Origin of the sequence: Cohaesibacter intestini, from assembly GCF_003324485.1 — a bacterium.
GTDB lineage: Bacteria > Pseudomonadota > Alphaproteobacteria > Rhizobiales > Cohaesibacteraceae > Cohaesibacter > Cohaesibacter intestini.
Window position 1 is genome coordinate 1 of the sequence record NZ_QODK01000006.1, and the last position, 19,808, is coordinate 19,808.

At 51.9% G+C, this 19,808-nt stretch carries 14 protein-coding genes and 1 pseudogene; 12 read left to right on the forward strand and 3 right to left on the reverse strand.

The features are described 5' to 3' along the window. Positions 1-362: 362 nt before the first annotated feature. The 3 genes and pseudogenes from DSD30_RS21750 (at position 363) to DSD30_RS18030 (ending at position 1,960) form a co-directional block, all read left to right on the forward strand. Positions 363-566 (forward strand): phage integrase N-terminal SAM-like domain-containing protein, encoded by a 204-nt coding sequence (locus DSD30_RS21750; RefSeq protein WP_198663037.1) that lies wholly within the window; start codon positions 363-365, stop codon positions 564-566. A 74-nt stretch (positions 567-640) separates the two neighbouring features. Beyond that, entirely contained in the window at positions 641-868 is a 228-nt protein-coding gene (locus DSD30_RS21755) for a tyrosine-type recombinase/integrase (protein ID WP_198663038.1), read from the forward strand. An 11-nt stretch (positions 869-879) separates the two neighbouring features. Continuing rightward, positions 880-1,960, forward strand: a pseudogene (locus DSD30_RS18030) (IS91 family transposase). Between the two features lie 289 nt (positions 1,961-2,249). Here the strand turns inward: DSD30_RS18030 and DSD30_RS18040 are convergent. The 3 genes from DSD30_RS18040 to DSD30_RS18050 all read right to left on the reverse strand — a co-directional run bounded on the left by DSD30_RS18040 (position 2,250) and on the right by DSD30_RS18050 (position 12,299). Further along, entirely contained in the window at positions 2,250-2,489 is a 240-nt protein-coding gene (locus DSD30_RS18040) for an SMR family transporter (RefSeq protein ID WP_114011151.1), read from the reverse strand. A gap of 319 nt (positions 2,490-2,808) precedes the next feature. Then, complete coding sequence (locus DSD30_RS18045) at positions 2,809-11,229, reverse strand: glycoside hydrolase family 94 protein (protein WP_245418532.1); 8,421 nt, start codon at positions 11,227-11,229, stop codon at positions 2,809-2,811. Positions 11,230-11,564: 335 nt separating this feature from the next. After that, positions 11,565-12,299, reverse strand: coding sequence for a Crp/Fnr family transcriptional regulator (locus DSD30_RS18050; RefSeq protein WP_114011153.1), 735 nt, complete (start codon positions 12,297-12,299; stop codon positions 11,565-11,567). Between the two features lie 127 nt (positions 12,300-12,426). Between DSD30_RS18050 and DSD30_RS18055 the strand changes: the two genes are divergently transcribed. The 9 genes from DSD30_RS18055 to DSD30_RS18095 all read left to right on the forward strand — a co-directional run bounded on the left by DSD30_RS18055 (position 12,427) and on the right by DSD30_RS18095 (position 19,789). Beyond that, entirely contained in the window at positions 12,427-12,663 is a 237-nt protein-coding gene (locus DSD30_RS18055) for a hypothetical protein (protein ID WP_114011154.1), read from the forward strand. 163 nt (positions 12,664-12,826) lie between these two features. Beyond that, positions 12,827-13,105: a hypothetical protein gene (locus DSD30_RS18060; protein ID WP_157967762.1), complete on the forward strand. Its 279-nt coding sequence runs from the start codon at positions 12,827-12,829 to the stop codon at positions 13,103-13,105. Positions 13,106-13,194: 89 nt separating this feature from the next. After that, positions 13,195-13,527 (forward strand): hypothetical protein, encoded by a 333-nt coding sequence (locus DSD30_RS18065; RefSeq protein ID WP_114011156.1) that lies wholly within the window; start codon positions 13,195-13,197, stop codon positions 13,525-13,527. Continuing rightward, complete coding sequence (locus DSD30_RS22050) at positions 13,518-13,784, forward strand: DUF1488 family protein (protein WP_114011157.1); 267 nt, start codon at positions 13,518-13,520, stop codon at positions 13,782-13,784. Before DSD30_RS18065 ends, DSD30_RS22050 begins: the two co-directional genes overlap by 10 nt. A gap of 182 nt (positions 13,785-13,966) precedes the next feature. Continuing rightward, positions 13,967-14,317, forward strand: coding sequence for a hypothetical protein (locus tag DSD30_RS18075; RefSeq protein ID WP_114011158.1), 351 nt, complete (start codon positions 13,967-13,969; stop codon positions 14,315-14,317). Between the two features lie 190 nt (positions 14,318-14,507). Then, entirely contained in the window at positions 14,508-15,356 is an 849-nt protein-coding gene (locus tag DSD30_RS18080) for a transglutaminase-like domain-containing protein (protein WP_114011159.1), read from the forward strand. Between the two features lie 317 nt (positions 15,357-15,673). Beyond that, a complete protein-coding gene (gene hflK / locus DSD30_RS18085; RefSeq protein WP_114011300.1) occupies positions 15,674-16,741 on the forward strand; it encodes an FtsH protease activity modulator HflK in 1,068 nt (355 codons plus the stop codon). Further along, positions 16,738-17,769 (forward strand): protease modulator HflC, encoded by a 1,032-nt coding sequence (gene hflC / locus DSD30_RS18090; RefSeq protein ID WP_114011160.1) that lies wholly within the window; start codon positions 16,738-16,740, stop codon positions 17,767-17,769. The genes hflK and hflC overlap by 4 nt, the downstream gene beginning before the upstream one ends. Positions 17,770-17,926: 157 nt before the next feature. Beyond that, on the forward strand, positions 17,927-19,789 hold the full coding sequence (locus DSD30_RS18095) for an SLC13 family permease (RefSeq protein ID WP_157967764.1): 1,863 nt from the start codon (positions 17,927-17,929) through the stop codon (positions 19,787-19,789). Positions 19,790-19,808: the final 19 nt, after the last annotated feature.

Sequence of the window (19,808 nt, forward strand, 5' to 3'; positions counted from 1 at the left end):
TAATAACGATTTCCAATGTGTCATGGGACATGATCTCACTTGCAGCAGCAATTAGGCCTCCATCAATGAGATATGCAGTGCAAAACAATCGGTCCCACAGCGTTCAATCTAACTGGAATTCGCGGCCCGTTGCTGTCGTTCGTGAGCGGATCTACGCGGCAAGCCCACTTCCCCATTTCTGCCATTCGAACGAAGCGCAGCATTCTCAGCTATCAGACGACGGGTGTGCGGCCAAGGACGAAACCGCTCTCGCGGTATTGATGCTCGCTGCGTTTTTGGTGCCCCATTCTGATTGCTGATTTTATGGATGATCCTGTCTGTCGTTGAACTGGGATTTCTCAACCCAGCGACAGGAGATCTTCATGTCCAATCAACATATGCCGGCACTTCGCCTTCGTTTTCTCGAAGATATGCGCATCAAGGGTTTGATGCCCAAGACACAGACGATGTATCTGAGGGCCATGCGGGAGTTCACGCGTTTCCTAGGTCATTCTCCCGACAGTGCGACGCCGGAAGAATTGCGGTCTTTTCAGCTTGATACGAAGGAACACGGTGTCGGGCTGTGACCTATAACAATCGACTGACAGTGTTGAGCTTTTTCTTTACTACCACTTGCCCGCGCCCCGAGATGAAGCGGCATATGCGCTATCAGAGAGCTGCGAAGAAAATACCCATTGTATTGAGCGTTGAGGAAGTCGCGGCTATTCTGGAAGCGGCCCCTGGACCTGGTCTGAAGTATCGCGCTGCATTCAGCGTGGCCTATGGTGGAGGCCTGCGGGCGAGCGAAGTCACCCATCTCAAGATCAGTGATATCGACAGTGACCGGATGCTGATCCGGGTCGAGCAAGGCAAGGGTGGGTTCGGCTAAGGCCACCCATCATGTCCCGCTCGGGACTGGAGGTCGCGAATATCTTTCGTGCTCATGGCCCTCTCTATCGCCGTATTCATACAGGCCATCTGTCGCTGACCCAACTCAAGGTCATGTCTGCCATCGAGACTTGCCGAACCGCCGCTCTTGGTGGACATGTCGTGGCATGCAACAAGTGTGATCACCTGCATATCGCATATAATTCCTGCCGCAATCGGCATTGCCCCAAATGTCAGGGCGTTGCCGCGCGGATAGCCCGGAATGGGTGCGCGGATGTTGTTGGAATGACTGCGCGGATACGTCGGAATCCGCATCTTCACGTTGCCATCGTTTGTGGCCGTCATCGCCTATCAGAACAAGGCCATTGTCTACGACCTCTTGTTCAAGGCATCGACCGAGACGCTTCTGACCATCGCCGCCGATCCAAAGCATCAGGGAGCCCGAATTGGCATGACGAGTGTGCTGCACACATGGGGTTCCGCCATGACCCATCATCCTCATGTCCATGTCATCGTGCCGAGCGGTGGTTTGTCGCTCGATGGCATGCGTTGGCTAACCTGTCGCTCAGGCTTCTTCCTGCCGATTAGGGTTCTGTCCCGATTGTTCCGTCGCCTGTTCCTTGAAGGATTGATGCGACTGCATGAGGCTGACAAGCTGGCTTTCTTCGGAGCGCAGGCAGGTTTGTCTAACCCGGACAGCTTTGCAGCCTATCTTGCTCCACGGCGCAAGACCGAATGGGTGGTCTATGCCAAGCCTCCCTTCGGCGGGCCAGAGGCAGTGCGGGCCTATCTCAGCCGTCATACGTATCGTATTGCAATCTCGAACAGACGCCTGATCAGCGCCAACGCCGATACCGTTACCTTCAAATGGAAAGACTACCGCATCAAGCGTGGGGATCGGATGAAGGTCATGTCCTTGCCTACGGACGAGTTCATTCGCCGCCTCCTGACCCATGTCCTGCCCTCCGGCTTCCATCGCATTCGTCACACTGGCTTTCTCGCAAATGGCATAAGACGTGCGCGGATCATTGAAATCTTTGTGCGCGGACAATTGGCAAGATCTCGCGCACCGCCATGGAAGGATGCGGCATGATGAGCCCATCATACCCGACCTTGCAAATGCAGAGCATCGGACAAATCAATGCGGCCTGTCATCAAGAATTTGAGCTCGCGTGCAACGATAAAGAGAAAATGAAACGCCATTCAACAATAACTGGCCTGAGAAACTGGCTGGAATGCTCTCTTCTCCGTCAGATCGGAGCCACAAAGGCACAACTCATCGCAAGCCCCTAGCTTACTATCACCATAGAAAATCCAACCCGCGCTTTCCTCCTTGTCAGATTTATCGCAGCTGGATGAAACGCATCCAGCAGCAACAAACCTTAGATAAAAAGCTGGCCCTGCATCCGATGAATGTTTCTTTCGACCGCACTTGAGGCTGCGCTCGCCAGCTTCATAGTGATGATGCCGCTGACAATAAGAAGTGCAGCAAGAACTCGTGCAGACATGAAGGGGTTACCTAGAATTACGATTCCGACGACAAACGTGCCAACGGCTCCGTTTCCCGTCCAAATCAGATAGGCTGTTCCGAGCGGAAGTGTTTTCATCGCTACAGACAACATCTATTTCTTCGATAGGAAACATCCCTCACTTGCTGGAACCGATCTGGCAGCCTTCGTCTTTTTATCATTCCTTTATGTTCAGTCATCACTTGGTGTAGATATTCCGGTTGGCTCAGCTATGTTGCCTGATGCGGCAAGAACACCGCATAACATTTCTTGGCAAGTGGTTGGCAAATTTAGCAAATATTCAAACTAGAGTTGTCTAAACCAAACAAATGAGTGCTGTCTGATCGATCCCATATTGGCTGCATCATTCAGAAGATCTTTGAGGGAGAATAGAGTTTGTGGCCTTTGCATGCCGCCCCTTTGAGAAGTCTGCTCACCCCTTTTGTCTTTGCAATTCCATTTGCAAACTATGATGTAGGCCATCCAGTTGGACGCTTACGCTGTTGTGGGTCGCCGGGCATGGAGCGCCGTCCAGAGTAGCGACTGCTCTGTCCTCTTTGTCTACAAAAGTCTGCGAAACGGCAATGTCATAGTCGGTCTCATCGACCCGCACATGCAGGTGAAAGCTTGGCCAGCTTTTCGGAATACAAGGAGCGATAATCAGCGTTTTTCCTTCGCGCCTCAACCCAAGAATGCCAGAGATGCCAGCCTGATACATCCATCCGGCCGATCCTGTATACCATGTCCACCCTCCGCGTCCGACATGAGGCGCGACAGAATAGACATCTGCGGCAATCACATAAGGTTCCACCGTGTATCGCTCTGTTGCCTCTGGGGTTAGTGCATGATTGACCGGATTGACCAATGACAAAAGCGCATGTGCCTTCTCGCCTTCCCCCAGTTGAGCAAAGGCTAGGATCGCCCACATCGCAGCGTGAGTATATTGTCCGCCATTCTCGCGTAACCCCGGCGGATAACCCTGGATATAACCGGGATCACTGGCAGATTGATCGAAAGGGGGAGTGAACAACAAGGCCAAGCCCTCATCCCTGAGTACCAGATGTTGATCTAGAGACTGCATGGCCATTTGTGCGCGATCCCTGTCTGCCGCACCAGACAAGACAGCCCATGATTGGGCGATGGAATCGATTTTGCATTCTTCACTGGTCGAAGCCCCAAGCCAGAGGCCGTCATCAAAGGTTGCCCGGCGATACCATTCTCCATCCCAAGCCGTTTGTTCAAGAGACACGAGCAAGGAGGCTGCATGCGCAGTCCAGAGTTTGGCCCGGTCAGGGTCTCGTTTTTCAGCCAACGGTGCGAAAAGATCGATGCTCCGCAAAAGCAGCCAGCCGAGCCAGACGCTGGTTCCCTTGCCTGCTTCACCAACACGGTTCATGCCATCATTCCAATCGCCCGTGCCGATCAGCGGCAAACCGTTTTCTCCCGTTAACGCCAGACACAAATCCAGTGCACGGGCGCAATGCTCAAACAGGCTTCCTGTTTCGTCCGAAATGTCCGGCACGAAGAAGGCATCATGGGTCCCTGCCGCCAACAGAGGACCATCCAGAAACGGCAATTCCTCATCAAGAATGGCCTCATCCCCGGTTTGGGCTATATAAGTTGCCGTGGCAAAGGCAAGCCACACCCGGTCATCGGAAATATGCGTTCTGACCCCTTGGCCCGAATGAGGGAGCCACCAATGCTGGACGTCACCTTCCACAAACTGCCTTCCGGCAGCAAGGAGAAGATGCTTTCGCGTTTCCTCCGGTTGAGAGAAGGTCAGTGCGATATGGTCCTGCATCTGGTCTCGGAACCCATAGGCTCCACTTGCCTGATAAAATCCAGAGCGCGCCCAGATGCGACAAGCTTGCGTCTGATAGAGGAGCCAACCATTGAGCATGATGTCCATGGCACGATCGGGGGTTTTAACCTGAACCGCTCCCAAACTATCCTTCCAATAGCGTTGAACCCCGGACAGACACGCATCGATATCACAGGTGCGGTATTGGGTGATAACTTCACGAGCGCCCTCTCTGGTGCGACTTTGTCCAAGAAGGGAGACAAAATCATGGCTCTCACCCGGTTCCAACACAATGGTGGTGCGCTGTGCTGCACACGGATCAAGGCACGCACCCATGGTGCCAGAGAGTGCATTTTTACCTCTCATGGCTTCCGGATGGGCGAGGCTGCTGTTTCGTCCGATAAAGCCGGTTCGATCTGCGGTCCATTCCTGCTGAAGACCGTTAAAATCAGCAAATGCAACCCTATCGGGGAAGGCTGTATTCCACGGTTTGGTTGCAAACAGAGCGCCGGTATCTTCATCTCGCTCGCTTAGAATGAAAGGCTCGGACTTGACCCGGGATGAGCCCAGAACCCAGTCATTATAGAGGGTGACGGACAGGTGCCGCCTCCGGTTGGATCTGTTGGTCAATGTTAACTTGGAAATCCTGATCGGATCTGACAGAGGAACAAATTGCACCAGATTGGAATGGATACCACCTGCGGCATGCTCGAACGAGCTGTAGCCGAACCCGTGGCGCGTTATGTAGATGCCTTTGTCACGAATGGGCTGAGCGGTTGGACACCAAACCGCACCGCTTTCCTCATCGCGGATATAAATTGCCTCACCCGCAGGATCGGCAACCGGATCATTGGACCACGGCGTTAGCTGGTTCTCGCGGCTATTCTCTGCCCAGCAATATCCGCTCCCCGTCTCCGAGACCTGAAAGCCGAAATGTGGATTGGCAATCACATTGATCCATGGTGCAGGCGTAGTGTCGTTATCCTTCAGAGTGATGACATATTCTGTGCCATCTTTATCGAAGCCTCCAATCCCGTTGAAAAATTCCAGATCCTTTGGCTGAGGCAAGAGGTCCTGGTCTGAGACAATGACTGGAATAGGAGATGCACTGCCAACACCAGTCCTTGACGCTTGGTCCGGCTGGAAAATACGGCCCAATTGCTCAGATAGGGACCCGTGATTGGCTACAAGCGACACGCGCGCAACCGAAACCAGAAGGGATTTTGCTTCCAAACTGATCTGGTCTGAGCGCAGAAGCAAGACAGATCCTTGTTCATTTTCATTGCGGATCTGAGACGATCTCATTGCCGTTTGTATTGCGGACTGCAAATCCTGGATGTAGCTGGTTGAAAGATCGTTCAATATGATGAGATCAATATGGAGCCCTTTCATACGCCAATAGGCATAGGCACGAAGCAGCCGCCTCACGAGCGGCAAGCCATCCATGTCTGATATCCGTAACAGGACGATGGGAAGGTCTCCGGAAATTGACAATGGCCACAGCGCTGATTGGCGTCCAGCCCCACTGGCGACCACTGAAGCAGACGCACGGAATCGGGCATCTGAATAGAGAAGTGCCGAGGTCAAACTCTGGAAATCTGCCGCATCGCTTGAAGACACGTTCAGGTGGCGCAATTGCACCTGCGCCTGTGTCCAAGCCAAAGTTTTTGCTCGATCATAGGAATTGTGGTCGTGATGCTTATCAAGCAAATTCATCAACTCGGAACGAGACGCTGCCACCAACGTCCAAAAAGTGATGTGCAATGTTTCGCCGGGAGCGATGCTGACCCGATGCCTTAGGGAAAAGATCGGATCCAGAACTGTACCCGTTGTATTGGAAAGCGAAGCCTTGTCGTTTAAAGCTTTTGCGTTGGCAAGCGAGCGATTGCGCCCAAAAAACTTCAGCCTGTCCGTTTCATATTGTGGCTCTTGCGCTATTTCCCCTTCCACAATTGCAAAGTGAGTGGCCCAAACTTCAGGCTCGTCTGGTGAACGAAGACGACGATGTGCCAAGAGTCCCCCAAATTCGGGCAGATATTCCGTTTCAACAAACATCTTGGAAAAGACCGGATGAGCGGCATCCGATACCGGGGAAGCAAGAACCAACTCGCTATAGGACGTGACTTCAATATGACGCGCTCTTAGCCCCGCATTGGAGAGCGTTATCCGTCGCACTTCACCATCATCTTCACCCGAAACCAGCACATCCATTCGGCAGGAGAGCAATCCGTTGCGGCAGGAATACTCTCCATAATCCTCAGCAAAGACCGCTTGCTGTTGTTTCAGGTCTCGTTTGGCCAAATGACCGGCAGGAGACCAAACAGAACCGGAATCGACATCTTTTAGGAAGATGAAAGACCCGAAATTTTCATGGGTGGAATCCTCACCCCAGCGCGTGATGGCAATCTCACCCCACCGGCTGTAACCGGCGCCGCATGCTGTCAACATCACACTATAGCTGCCATTTGAGAGCAAATGGGTAATTGGTGCCCCAACCAGTGGAGACTTGAAGCGCCGGATTGTGGGCTCGTTGAATATGGCCTCTTCAGTTGAGGCTTTCACTTCTTCGGCTCCGGGATGAACCAGAGACACATAACGCGGCCTGCGTTCTTGCAACAAAAGTTCGCTGGCCATGATGAACGGATCGCTGTGAAAACGGGATCGTATGAGCCCGTCATGCATAACGTTGGCGATGGCAACAATGGTCATGCCCTGATGATGGGCCATCACATTGCGGACGATTGCCACTTTCTGCCCATCGGGCAATCGGGATTGCGTGAAATCCAGGGCCTCATAAAATCCGTAAGGTCCGCATCCTCCCAGATCAGCGATCCGATCATAGTTGATCGAGGCATTGCGGGCGTCGAACATCGCGGCCAACCCCGTCGCATAGGGAGCAATCACACGGTTCTCTGAAAGCCCGCGCTTCAACCCCAGACCGGGAACCCCAAAATTGGAATATTGATAGGTGAACTCGATATCCCGGGCGTTAAACGCTGATTCAGAGATGCCCCAAGGTAGGTTCAGCTTTCTGCCATAGCCTTGCTGAAGCGCCACAACGCGACGGTTGGTGTCATTGAGAAGGCTATCAGTGGGAGCCTGCATCACCAGAGAAGGCATCAGATATTCAAACATCGATCCTGACCAGGAAACAAGGGCAGACCCATTTTTGTCTGGCGTCGATTGTCGTCCGAGTCTAAACCAGTGGCGTGTCGGAATATCCCCTTTTGCGATGGCTACAAAGCTCGCAAGATTGGCTTCGGAGGCGAGAAGATCATAGCAATTCTCATCAAGCTTGTTCTCGGCACGCGCATAACCGATGGAGAGCAGTTTCCGCTTTTGGACAAAGAGGAATGTGAAATCCATAGCCAACGCCATGGTTCGCGCTTCATCAGCCATAGCGTCCAAACGAAGGCTCAAATGATCCCGCACCTCTGGGGAAGCGGACAGGTCTCTTTCAAACTCGCGAATTCTGCGCGATAGCGCTGTGGTCCAGTAGACCAGGTCCGGCATACGGTCTTTTTCCGGAATAATGGAAACCTCATTTGCCAGCACAACCGATTTTCTTGCAATACGGCCCAATCTTGGCGCGATTACCTCTAGGTCCTGAGCCCCATTTAGTCCGGACTTGAGTTCTTCATATAGCAGGCCAAGGCGTTGAGTGCTGGCAGACTTGACCATGACGGTCTCAAACGCCTCAAGCGCCAACATGAGCGTGTCGTTCATTCCCAATCGCACTGTAGCAATGGGTAAGTCAGCTTTCCATTCAACACATGCTCTTGACAGAGCGATCAGATGGCCAGCAAGGTTTCCGCTATCCACCGTGGAGACATAAGCCGGTTCGAGAACCTTTAAGTTGGTTGTGTCATACCAGTTGAAGAAATGTCCGCGGAATTGCTCCATGCGATGCAGGGTTTCAAAGCAAGATTCCAGCCGTTCGACAGTCTCGCTTTTTCCTGCCCACCCGAAATCATAGGCCGCACCAGCGGATAGAAGATAAAGCCCGATATTTGTCGGAGATGTCCTGTGTGCGATGACAGGCTTGGGGTCTTCCTGAAAATTGTCAGGAGGAAGCATATTGTCAGCGGGAGTGACAAACCTTTCGAAATAGCGCCAGGTGCGGCGTGCTATCGCGCGCAGACACTCTTTCTCAGTCGGTGTTAATTCGGCGTTATTTGCCTTGTCAGATGTGCGGCTGATCTTAAAAGCAACGAGGGGAGCGATAAGCCAAAGACAGGCAAAGACTCCCGTGATCGGCAATGACTGAAGGGACAAAGCAGCCAGTCCCGCGATCATGACAAGGCCCAACGCTGTTCCGCCGATCATTAGTCGGTAAAACCCCGAAAGCTTCAGTTCACACGCAAGCTCTGCCTGAGCCGCAGTAACCCACTGCAGCATATGGCTGTGCGTCACATAGAGTCTCGTGACTGATTTTATAATGGCGCGCCCCATCATCGCGGCCTGATGAGGCAGGAAGACAAGCGACAACAAGGTCTTGATTGCCGCTGCATTGAATTCCGCTCCCAGCATTTGGAAATGGCTATTGATGCGTATCCCCATATTCCTGGGAATAACGGCAAAGAAGCAAGATACGAATTCGGGAATAGCCACGGCACAAAGAACGAAACACGTGCCCAACAGAGCCGACGAAAAGGGCAGCATCCAAACCAGCCCGAGACACGCCAACAAGGTGGGAGCAACCAGAGATCGCCTTAAATTGTCAAGAATTTTCGCGAAGCCGATCAGATCTACCGACTTAATATGGCTGGGCCATGCCAATACCCACGGGAGCAATTGCCAATCGCCTCGGACCCAGCGGTCTTGGCGTTTGCATGCCACATCGTAGCGAGAGGGAAAATCGTCGATGACTTCAATGTCTGAAACCAAGCCTGAACGAACGAATATCCCTTCGAGCAGATCGTGGCTGAGGACAGTATTCTCCGGAATGCGATTGGCCAGAGCCGCCTCAAAGGCATCAACGTCATAAATACCCTTGCCGGTATAAGAGCCCTCGCCAAACAGATCCTGGTAGACATCGGAAATGGCCGAAGAGTAAGGGTCTATGCCTCCGGGTGCGGAAAAGACCCGGTGAAAAAGCGTGTTCTTCCCCTTTGCTGTCAGCGTAGGGGTTACGCGTGGCTGAAGAATACCGTAGCCGTGAATAATGCGTTGTGTCTTTTTATCGAAAATCGGACGATTGAGGGGGTGAGCCATTTTACTGATTAGCTTGCGGGCGGCATCCCTTGGCAATCGGGTGTCGGCATCCATCGTGATTACATAGCGAACTTTGTCCGGCACCCAAGGAATTGTGCCATCGAGAGCGTTGAAAGTGGTGTCCTTTGCCCCTCGCAGCAATTGGTTGAGCTCTTGCAGCTTTCCGCGCTTGCGCTCCCAGCCCATCCATTTGCCTTCAGACGCATTGAACTGCCGATCTCTAATGAGAAGAAGAAAGCGTTTGCCAGCTACGCCTGCTCCATAGCGTTCGTTCAGTTGCAATATCGCGGCCTCGCCATCAGCGATCATGGCAGATTCCGCAGCGATGAACTTCTGGTCAGCATCCGTACGATCGAGCAGCAATGCAAATGTGAGATCGTCTTCCGGGCCGGACAGATAATGGATTTCGAGGTGTTCGATCTGCCTGAGAAGCTCTTCCGAATTGCTCAGCATGGTCGGGACGACCACCATGGTTCGCGAGTCTATGGAGACGCCGTGCTCAAACTCCATGCTGGGCAGGATCACCGCGCCAAAGCTCCAGGTCACGAACCGGTTTACGAATGCTGTCGAAACCTCCGTTGCGGGAATGAAGCCGGCCAAACAAAGCAGAATCCCGACCGGGATACTTGAGATATTCAAAGCCCAAATGCATGCCCAAAGCATCATGAGGGCAAGACAGGAGATAAGACCGACATAGCCGCCAACGCCCAACCGTTGACTGAAGCGGAGTATCGACAGGCGCATGGGGGGCTTGAAGTCTATTTTGGTTTCCAGCAGCGGTCGCCCTTCCGAAAGCAAATAGTAACCGGGATCTGAGAGGCGGCTGTCTGGCGCATCTGTGCTGACCACGCTTGATACCAACGCCATGACCTGTCTCGTCACCTCGATTTCCGATAAAGGCGATCTGCGTGCCAGAACCTCAATAGCGTTGCGATACATGTCCCGCGTTGCAAAGTCCATCAGAGCAAAAGTTCCGCTTTTTCTCAGTTCAGCATCAACCAGATTCACGCTTTCAAACGCGTCCGACCACTCAATGCCTGAAATAAGGCGCAAACTGGTTATTATGTTACGGACGGACAGGTTGGAGGCGCCAAGATTTTGTTGAGAGCGCAAAACAACTTCATCAATAGAGCAGCCTTCGCTGGATAGGCGTTCTTCAAGCCAAGCCAGTATGGGTATGTCATCTGCATCATGATCACGCAGGCGCTTGGCCAGCTGCGCTGCAAACCGTTCAGGCAAAGGGGCTGATGAAATCCCGGCCAGAGCAACATCAGAAGCGATTTTCTTCACCAGCACCTGATCGACGAGGGTGTCTGCCGCAATACGGCTGTTTCGTCCGGCGACGATCTGATCTGCCAAACGTCGGAGATTTTCTATCAACACAATACGGAGCGTAATCGGAAGCGCCCAAAGCTCGCCCATGGAAAGCGGATGGATTGTTTGATAGGCACGAATAAATCGTAGAAATATCTCGGGATCAAAATGACTGTCTGTATGGGCAACAAAGGCCCAGGCTATGCCGAATACGCGAGGATAGCCAGCCAAGGGTCCATCAATCAATTTGGGCAGCTGTTGATAGTAGCTTGGAGGGAGGCTGCTTTTAATGGCGCGAATCTGCTCATCTACCAGATAATAATTATCGAGAAGCCACTCCGCAGCGGGAACCAAATTCTGTTGGTTTTCCAACTCTTCAGCGTTGGAAAGATAAGCTGCATGAATCGCATTGGCATTCTCTTTGAGGCGCTTTTGCAGCGTGGGCACTCTTGGAGGGGTTGGCGAAACCACTTGTGCAACTGCGAGCGTTTTCGCATGAAGTTCCAGCCGCTCGGCACTGAACAATTCTTCTCTGATTGGAGAGGTGTCTCTCCATGGCTTGGAGGTTTGTCTATTTAGATTGGCAAGAAATGAACGAGGTATCATTGTAACCCTTTCACACTGTGCCACTGGCATGACAAAGCAATACAGAAACCAATGGCCGCTGGCAGTCATTTCGCTTGAGAAAATTGGGAGACAAGAAGAATGATCTGCTTCTTTCCATGCGAACGCACGGCATGAAGCCCGGACCACTTGCCAGAGGTCATCTATGCAAGCTATCAGCCTTTAAAAAATGCCGCACTGATCGAGGTTAATGCCGCGGAGCAAGCCCAAGCGTGGAAACGAGTAGTCCGGTTGGTCTATGTCAGCAGAGGGCCGGCCTGATCGAGGTAAGATGAGTCAAAATCAGCAAATGCGACCAAGCGATCATAATTGTCAAAAACCACCTGCCCATTGCGAAAAGTCGCCATTCCGACTTCTCGCAACTGTCTCAAGACTCGATTGACATGCACAGCACTCAGGCCCAGCGCGTCGGCAAGAAGAGGTTGAGTGAGCGGGCAGGTAAAGCCGGTTTTGCTGCCAGCGCCTATGAGAGAAAGGCGGGTCCCTAGCTCAAGAAGAAAATGGGCCATGCGTTCTGCAGGATTGCGACGTCCAATATTGACCAGATGCTCAACCACCATGGCCTCGTCCCTGGACAATGCCCAGAGCAAAGCCATGGCAAGCCGTGGGTGTTGAGCAAAGGTATCGAGAAGGCGAGGTATCAAGATTTCACACACTTCAACTTCTGTTATGGCTTCGATATTGTGATCAGAAGTGTGAAACAAAACACTTCTTACTCCCAAAAAATCACCCGGTATCTGGAAATCAACTATTTGCCGGGTCCCGTCAGCCTGAATTTTGTAGGAGCAGACCCAGCCACTCATCAAAATGAAGGCAGCCTGATTTGACTGACCTTGATGCACCAGATCCTGCCCAACTCGAACTTTCCTGCTCTGTTTGAGAAGTTGTCCCAAAATCTCCAGTTCTTGTTCGGAAAGTCGAATGAAAGCGCTTAGTTTTTCTGCAATTGGCGTGTTCAGGATCGTCTTCATAGCATCGCCACGCTTTTGGTCTTCAGAGAAATACCTCAAGATGCTGATCTTGATCAGTCCATCATATCCGAATGTTTGGGAAGATAGGAGAAATAAATAGGCGCCAAATTCTTGATGGGACTAAAACATGACAGAGACACAACTTGTTGCTGGGGAGGCGGCTCTTTCGATCTGCGAGTCGCTTCTTTTGGCGCTGAATGATCAAAAGATCATGACGGAAGCCCAGGTCCTTGGGGTTTTGGAAGATGCGGCGGCTGCACATGAGAATGCGATTAAAGACGCTTCGGATCCCGAAGCCCATCGCCAGATCTCGGATCTGATCCGCAAGATCTCTTCCAAAGGCAATTCGGTCCGCGACCTATAGCAGACCATCGTGACTTGTTAGGGGTGATTGGGCGTCGCTTTACCCAAAGAGCGCCTGTTTCTAAACCCTGTTCATTGAGATGGCGCGGCAGCAAATTGAAACTTTCGAAGATTATATAATGCCGCGCCTTCTCAAGCAACCATCTACTTCAGAGGAGGACCAAATGCAAAGCCGCGTTACAACCTCAATTATCCATTTCGATCATCCATTTCAATTTCCCGGATCCGACAAGACTTACCCTGCGGGAGACTACGCGCTTGTTCGAGAAGACGAGGCAATAGAAGGCATCTCATGGATGGCATATCGCTGCAAATCAATTTGCATCGATGTTCCCTCCATCGGCTGGGCCAAAGGCCAAACGGAACGCTACACCGTTGGTCAAGACCAATTGACCGCCATGGTCGAGCGGGATAGGCGAACCGCCGATCGCCCTTGCGCCTAACCCTGAATCTTGAAGGGTGATGCAAGCAATGAGGCAACCATTCGGAGCCGTCATATTCTCAAACCGGTTACAAAGTGAAGGGGAGATCAATGAAGAAAATGAACGATAAAATGCATTCGAAGCAGCATCAGATGACACTGTGCCTATGGGTGGACGAAGGAGGTGCCATTGAGAAAATCGGCAATATTGACACATATGGCCAGCATCAAGAAACCGATGGTTTCTGGACCATCGATACCACCGACAGCATGGCGACCGCCTGCCGAGGCGGGAGGATCGATATGTCGCGCAGCGTGTCGTGCGCGATTGCGCGGTCTATAGACAAACCGGAAGAAAGCCTGCTGCAGCTGCTAACCGTTGGCATCCTTCCAAAAGCCAGCAAGGGAAGCCCGTTTTTCAGCCGTAGATCATCATGGGCTTAGTCTTTCCAAACCAGACCTGCAACGTGGATGAAGAGGCAGGGATCGTGCGATTTTCCGGATATGATGGCATTATGGAAATCCGCTTTTCAATGACACTCGAGACACTTGATCTTCTGATGAAGGCCAATAACCAACAGAGCCAACCCTACAGGCAAGCCTTTGCGAACCTTAGGTCCGGCATTCAGGATGTTGCGATGCGTGCCTATGGCAGGACACGAAAATCTTTCTACAGACTAGGGCCAGATTCAGGCTTCTAGGCGTGGGGTCGGCTCTTTCTCATTGGCATTCTCTTGGGGCTGATCGTCGGGATACCGGCTGCCAGATAGCATACCCAAGCCGTAAATAGTCTGAAGAGGCTAACCTTGATCAGTACCTGTGCTGCAGATGCGAAGTAACCTGCCCATAGAAAAGCGGCACTTTTGCCGCAGGAGAATGTAAAATGAATACCCCTGAATGGCTAAAACCTGGACTATATGGAGCAGTGATTGGCGCGGTATGCGTTAGTGTTGTCGGATTTTCGTGGGGTGGCTGGATGACAGCCTCTGCCTCCAACAAAATGGCAATGTCCATGGCTCATGACGATGTGATTGCAGCCCTTGTTCCTGTCTGTCTCGATCAGTCTGAAAAAGACTTGAATCGTCAGGCAACCTTGACCAAAGTCAATAGTGCTTCCTCCTACAATCGCCGCGACGTTGTCATGGATAGTGGCTGGGCCACTGTGCCCGGCGCTGAAAAGCCGAACCGTGATTTGGCTCAAGCTTGCCTGATTGCGCTCAAGCTCGACGAATAGCAATTCAGACACTGGTTGTCTTTCATCTCGATCTGTGGTGAGCAAGAATACTCGGCTCTGCCAGTCCAGTATGAAGACAACCGGGTCCCAATTGCCGCGACGCAAAGAACTCCCATCCAAAGTCTCGTGCTTTTACGCCGCTTTCCCAGACAATCGGCCTTAACAGACAAATGCCTTGGAGGCGATATATATGCGCATCAATCTTGGCTGCCAGCTCCAGTTCAGCTTTCCACAAGAGACGCCAATGGTCGCGGTTCTGAACGTCCATTACTCCCACTTTGGCGACTTGGAACGTCCTGATTTTATGGTTTCTTCGCCAAGTGTACCGTTGGAAAGTTACCGGGATGGCTTCGGAAACTGGTGTACCAGACTGATCGCTCCCAGCGGTGACTTCGAACTGAAGACGGACGGGATCTTCCTCGATAAAGGGGAGCCCGATCCAATCGCGCCTGGCGCCATGCAATTTGATGTTCAGCATTTGCCTGCCGATACGCTGGTCTATCTATTGGGAAGCCGATATTGCGAAACAGATCTTCTGTCTGAAGAAGCCTGGCACCTGTTTGAGAATACCGCGCCCGGCTGGGCACGTGTTCAGGCAATATGTGACTTTGTCCATGGCCATGTCACTTTCGGATATGAACATGCACGAGCGACGCGTACCGCGTTTGAAACAATGACGGAACGCAGAGGTGTCTGTCGCGACTACACACATCTTGCCATCGCACTTTGCCGCTGCCTCAATATACCGGCACGTTATTGTACCGGCTATCTCAGCGATATTGGAGAGCAAGGCCCAGATCCTCCCGGCGATTTTGCCGCATGGATGGAGGTCTATCTGTCTGGTCGCTGGTGGGTTTTTGATCCGCGCAATAACACGCGGCGCATCGGCCGCATTCTGGTGGCGCGTGGACGCGATGCCGCGGACGTCCCTCTGACACAGACATTCGGCAAGAACACCCTGGTGAATTTCAGTGTCTGGGCCAATGAAGTTCAGGAAAATGAGGGGGGAATGACGCTTCGCGTTCATGGCCCGAATTGAAGATCAGTCAAAATGAACTCCAAAACACTTTTTTCAAACAAAGGATAAACATGATGTCTTTCAAAGATCTGACAACCCGGGCTGCTGAAGCCGAAAAGACCAAAGAAACGGATGCAAAATTAAAAGACACAAAGGTCATACCGATCAGTGTTGGCCCCAAGAAAGCCGCCCAAGAGCAGCAGAAGCCAAAAGGCTGAACTTTCGCCTCTAGTCGGTGCGCGCAGACGATGAGCGCGCATCATTTCAACCGCATAAGCTTCTCTGGCCAATGCCATTGTTCAAAGATGCTCCGTGTAATGACGATCGAAGGAAAGAGCATGCCTGACCATAGCAATGGGTCCAACAATGAAGGACCGTGGAATCCGAAGGGCCGTCCAAACCCCGGCAACTTCAGCGCTCTCTTCGGACAGGGAGGCTCGCAATTGGGAGGGTTATTCCCCAACGGTCCGCCCTCCTTGCGCACTGTGATTATCGCTGGAGCCGCGGTTCTTGCGGCACTGTTTGCATGGTCATCATACTTCACTGTTCCAAGTGACTCGATTGCAGTCGTACAGCGATTTGGAAAATACTCTTCAGAAGTCCCTTCGGGTCTCCATTTCAAGCTTCCCTTCGGGATAGACATAGCAACGATTGTCCCGATCAAGCGCCAGTTGAAACAGGAATTTGGCTTCACCACACCGGGTGCCCACGATGCCTATCAAACCCCGACAGACGGTCGTCTGGAAACAGAAATGGTCACCGGAGATCTGAACGCAGCTCTGGTGGAATGGGTTCTGCAATACCGGATTTCGGACCCGGTCAAGTTCTTGTTTGAGGTGCGCGAACCCCGGGCGACCCTGCGCTATGTGTCTGAATCTGTCATGCGTGAGGTGGTAGGCGATCGCACGGTCGATGAAGTCATCACCATTGGGCGACAAGAAATTGAAAGTGAAGCCTTATTGAAGATGCAGGCGCTTTCGTCAAAATATGCAATGGGCATCAGCATCGATCAGGTCCAGCTCAAGAATATCAATCCTCCCGGTCCGGTTCAGTCTTCCTTTAACGAGGTGAACCAGGCTCAACAGGAAAAAGAGCGGCTGATCAATGAGGCGCGACGCGAATATAACAAGGTTATTCCCCTTGCTGAAGGCGAGAAGGATCAGCGGATCCGAGAAGCTGATGGATATCGGCTGAAACGCGTCAATGAAGCCGAGGGAGATGCTGCCCGGTTCTCCGCGCTCTATTCCGAATACAAGAAGGCTCCCGAGGTCACCCGCCGCCGGATTTATATAGAAACCATGCAGTCTGTTCTTCCTGGCATCAAGTCCAAGATCGTAGTCGATCAGACGACAGGTAGCATTTTGCCGCTCCTCAATCTTGGTAGTCAACAAGGAAGCCAGCCATGAAAATCACATCTGCAATTTTAGGACTGGTCACCATTGCTTTGGTCTTTGCTGTCAGTGGGTCGTTATACACCGTCAGCGAAGTGGAACAGGCCATCGTTACCCAGTTTGGCAAGCCTGTGGGCAAGCCGATTGTCACGGCCGGTTTGAAGATGAAAGTCCCCTTCATCCAGGAGGTTCATCCTATCGACCGTCGCGTTCTGGAATGGGATGGCAGCCCCTCGGATATGCCCACCAAGGACAAGCTCTATATATCGGTAGATCTCTTTGCACGCTGGCGAATTGTCGAACCACTTCAGTATTTTCTGCGCTTGCGGGACGAGCGTAGCGCTCAGTCTCGCCTTGACGACATTCTTGGTAGTGAGACCCGCAATGCGGTTGCCAAGCATGAGTTAATCGAGATCATTCGAACAACCAAGGATCGAACCCCCTTGCGCGACACGCTCCTGACGGACGAGGAACGAGCGCAGGATATCGGCGCACTGGTGCCAATCAGCAAAGGCAGAGCCCTTGTGGAACGACAGATATTTGAGGCTGCAGCGCAGAAAGTTGGTGTCTTCGGTATTGAGCTTCTTGATATCCGCTTCAAGCGCATCAATTATAACGAAAGCGTTCGGCCAAAGATCTATGACCGCATGATATCCGAGCGACGCCAGATTGCTGAGCGCTTCCTGTCTGAGGGAAACGGAGAAGCGGCTCGCATTCGAGGTAATCGCGTTAGAGATCTGAACAAGATTCAGTCTGAGGCCTATCGAGCGGTTGAGGAGATCCGCGGCGTGGCGGATGCGACCGCCGCCAACATCTATGCGAAGGCATACAATACCGATCTCCAAACCATTGAATTCTATGAATTCACCCGCACGCTGCAGGCCTACAAAGACATCATTTCCGGAGAAACAACCCTCGTTCTTTCAACGGACAGCGACCTCTTCAAGTTCATCAGAACAATGAAAGCGGCTACTCTTTCGGAGACAACTCCGTCTTCGACACCCCCCAATGGGGTTCTGGGAACAAAGGGGCAAGATCAATAGCGACGATCTTCTGTTCACAGTCATTTGCCTGTCAGATGGACATCTCCGTTCTTGAGAATAGTGTTCAGAGTTGCAAGGCGTCCAACTTGGATCAGCAGAAAAAGGTACGGTTTGTATCTCGTCAAAGGAGCGGACTACTATCGGCTCGGAGGGCCTCGTGTATCCAGAAATGTCTAGTCTTTCAGCGGGAAGCTTCCACATTTGGATGACATATGCGTTGGTGATTGTCGCGATCCTTGGGTTTGCGATTGATCGCATTAAAGCTGAAATAACGGCTCTCGTCCTTTTGATTGCCTTGTTGCTACTGTTTGAACTCATTCCGTTGAGAAGTGGTGACGGAAAAGTCCTTCTGGATACCAAAGACTTATTGGCGGGATTTGCTAATCCCGCCCTGATCTCCGTACTGGCGCTGCTTGTTCTTGGCAATGGTTTGTGGAGAACAGGAGCATTGGACTGGGCAATCAAACAGTTGTTTCAACGAACGGGAAGAAGTTACAAGAGTGCGATTTTTATTTGCTTCTTTGTCGTGTTCATAGCCAGTCCTTTTGTCAATAACACGCCTGTCGTAGTAATCTTTATTCCGATTCTTGAAACCGTGGTTAAGCGGTTTTCTCATTCACCGAACAGAGTCATGATGCCATTGTCTTTCATCGCCATTCTGGCAGGCATGACGACATTGGTTGGGTCTTCCACCAACTTACTGGTGTCTGGAACCATGGTGGAATTGGGGCAGAAGCCACTTGAATTCTTCGGGTTCTTTGTGCCGGGGCTTGTTCTCGCCGGGGTGGGCCTGATGTATCTCTTGATTGCCACCCCTCTTTTGCTACCAAGGCGATCCTCGCCCGCCCGACGGTTCATATCAGGCAATCATCGAAGATTCATCACACAGTTCACGGTCGGCAACGAAGCGAAGCTGATCGGGGCTCGCATTTGCTTCAACATTCTGAGAATCCGGGGGGCACGTCTTATTCTTGTACTGAGGGGAGAACAGCGCCTCATTCCGCCCTATCAAGCGCTCGCAATCTGCGAGGGCGATACCCTTATTGTTATGGGAACACACGATGCTTTGGCTGAAGCCCAGACCAGATTTCCAAAGCTAATGCTTACAACATCAGGCAAGGAGGCTCTTCCTTCCAGCAAACCGGAAAGCAGGGCTTTTCTCTCAAACAATCAAATTGTCGTCGAGATCATGATTGCTCCAGGCTCACAACTCATTGGCCTCTCTGTTGAAGAGGCCAATTTTCGCTCTCGTTATGGCTGCCTTGTTCTTGGAGTGGAACAACATTCTCGAATAACCCGCGTTCTAACAGGGAGAACTCTTCTGGAAGGTGATGTCCTGGTCGTGCAGGGAGATCATCAATCCGTAGAACGGTTACGGCAACACTCTGGAGTTGTCGTGCTTGATGGCACCGCACGACCTTTGCCCGGCATCGGAGCGGCAAAGATGGCGGGAGCAATTTTTGTTGGCGTCGTCCTTCTCAGCGTGTCCGGCATCCTACCAATCGCAGCAGCTGCAGTCTTCGGCGTTATGCTTATGCTCCTGACCGGAGTGCTGACACTCGACCAAGCAGCGAACTCTCTAGATCGGAAAATTTACTTGATGGTGGGAGCTTCATTGGCTCTTGGCTTGGCCATGCTAAAAAGCGGTGCAGCCGCTTATCTTGCTGATGGTGTCATCGGATTGATTGGAAACGCCGGGCCTGCCGTCATCCTTTCGATGTTGTTTCTCCTGGTAGCTATTCTCACGAATGTGCTATCCAATAACGCGACAGCAATCTTGTTCACACCAGTATCCATAGAGTTGGCGACTGGACTAGACGCGGATCCATTGCCATTCGCATTGGCCGTTTTGTTTGGAGCAAACTGTTCATTCGCAACGCCTATAGGCTACCAGACTAATCTACTTGTTATGGGGCCAGGATATTATCATTTTAGCGATTTTGCGCGTGTGGGATTGCCACTAATTGTCATTTTATGGGCAACCTTCAGCATATTTATGCCATGGTTCTATGGATTGTAGCCCCCACTGAATGAGCAAT

Excerpts from the sequence above, each read along its gene's own strand:
- DSD30_RS21750 (WP_198663037.1), top strand. The coding sequence starts at position 363 with ATGTCCAATCAACATATGCCGGCACTTCGCCTTCGTTTTCTCGAAGAT.
- DSD30_RS21755 (WP_198663038.1), top strand. The coding sequence starts at position 641 with ATGCGCTATCAGAGAGCTGCGAAGAAAATACCCATTGTATTGAGCGTT.
- DSD30_RS18040 (WP_114011151.1), bottom strand. The coding sequence starts at position 2,489 with ATGTTGTCTGTAGCGATGAAAACACTTCCGCTCGGAACAGCCTATCTG.
- DSD30_RS18050 (WP_114011153.1), bottom strand. The coding sequence starts at position 12,299 with ATGAAGACGATCCTGAACACGCCAATTGCAGAAAAACTAAGCGCTTTC.
- DSD30_RS18055 (WP_114011154.1), top strand. The coding sequence starts at position 12,427 with ATGACAGAGACACAACTTGTTGCTGGGGAGGCGGCTCTTTCGATCTGC.
- DSD30_RS18060 (WP_157967762.1), top strand. The coding sequence starts at position 12,827 with ATGCAAAGCCGCGTTACAACCTCAATTATCCATTTCGATCATCCATTT.
- DSD30_RS18065 (WP_114011156.1), top strand. The coding sequence starts at position 13,195 with ATGAAGAAAATGAACGATAAAATGCATTCGAAGCAGCATCAGATGACA.
- DSD30_RS22050 (WP_114011157.1), top strand. The coding sequence starts at position 13,518 with ATGGGCTTAGTCTTTCCAAACCAGACCTGCAACGTGGATGAAGAGGCA.
- DSD30_RS18075 (WP_114011158.1), top strand. The coding sequence starts at position 13,967 with ATGAATACCCCTGAATGGCTAAAACCTGGACTATATGGAGCAGTGATT.
- DSD30_RS18080 (WP_114011159.1), top strand. The coding sequence starts at position 14,508 with ATGCGCATCAATCTTGGCTGCCAGCTCCAGTTCAGCTTTCCACAAGAG.
- hflK (WP_114011300.1), top strand. The coding sequence starts at position 15,674 with ATGCCTGACCATAGCAATGGGTCCAACAATGAAGGACCGTGGAATCCG.
- hflC (WP_114011160.1), top strand. The coding sequence starts at position 16,738 with ATGAAAATCACATCTGCAATTTTAGGACTGGTCACCATTGCTTTGGTC.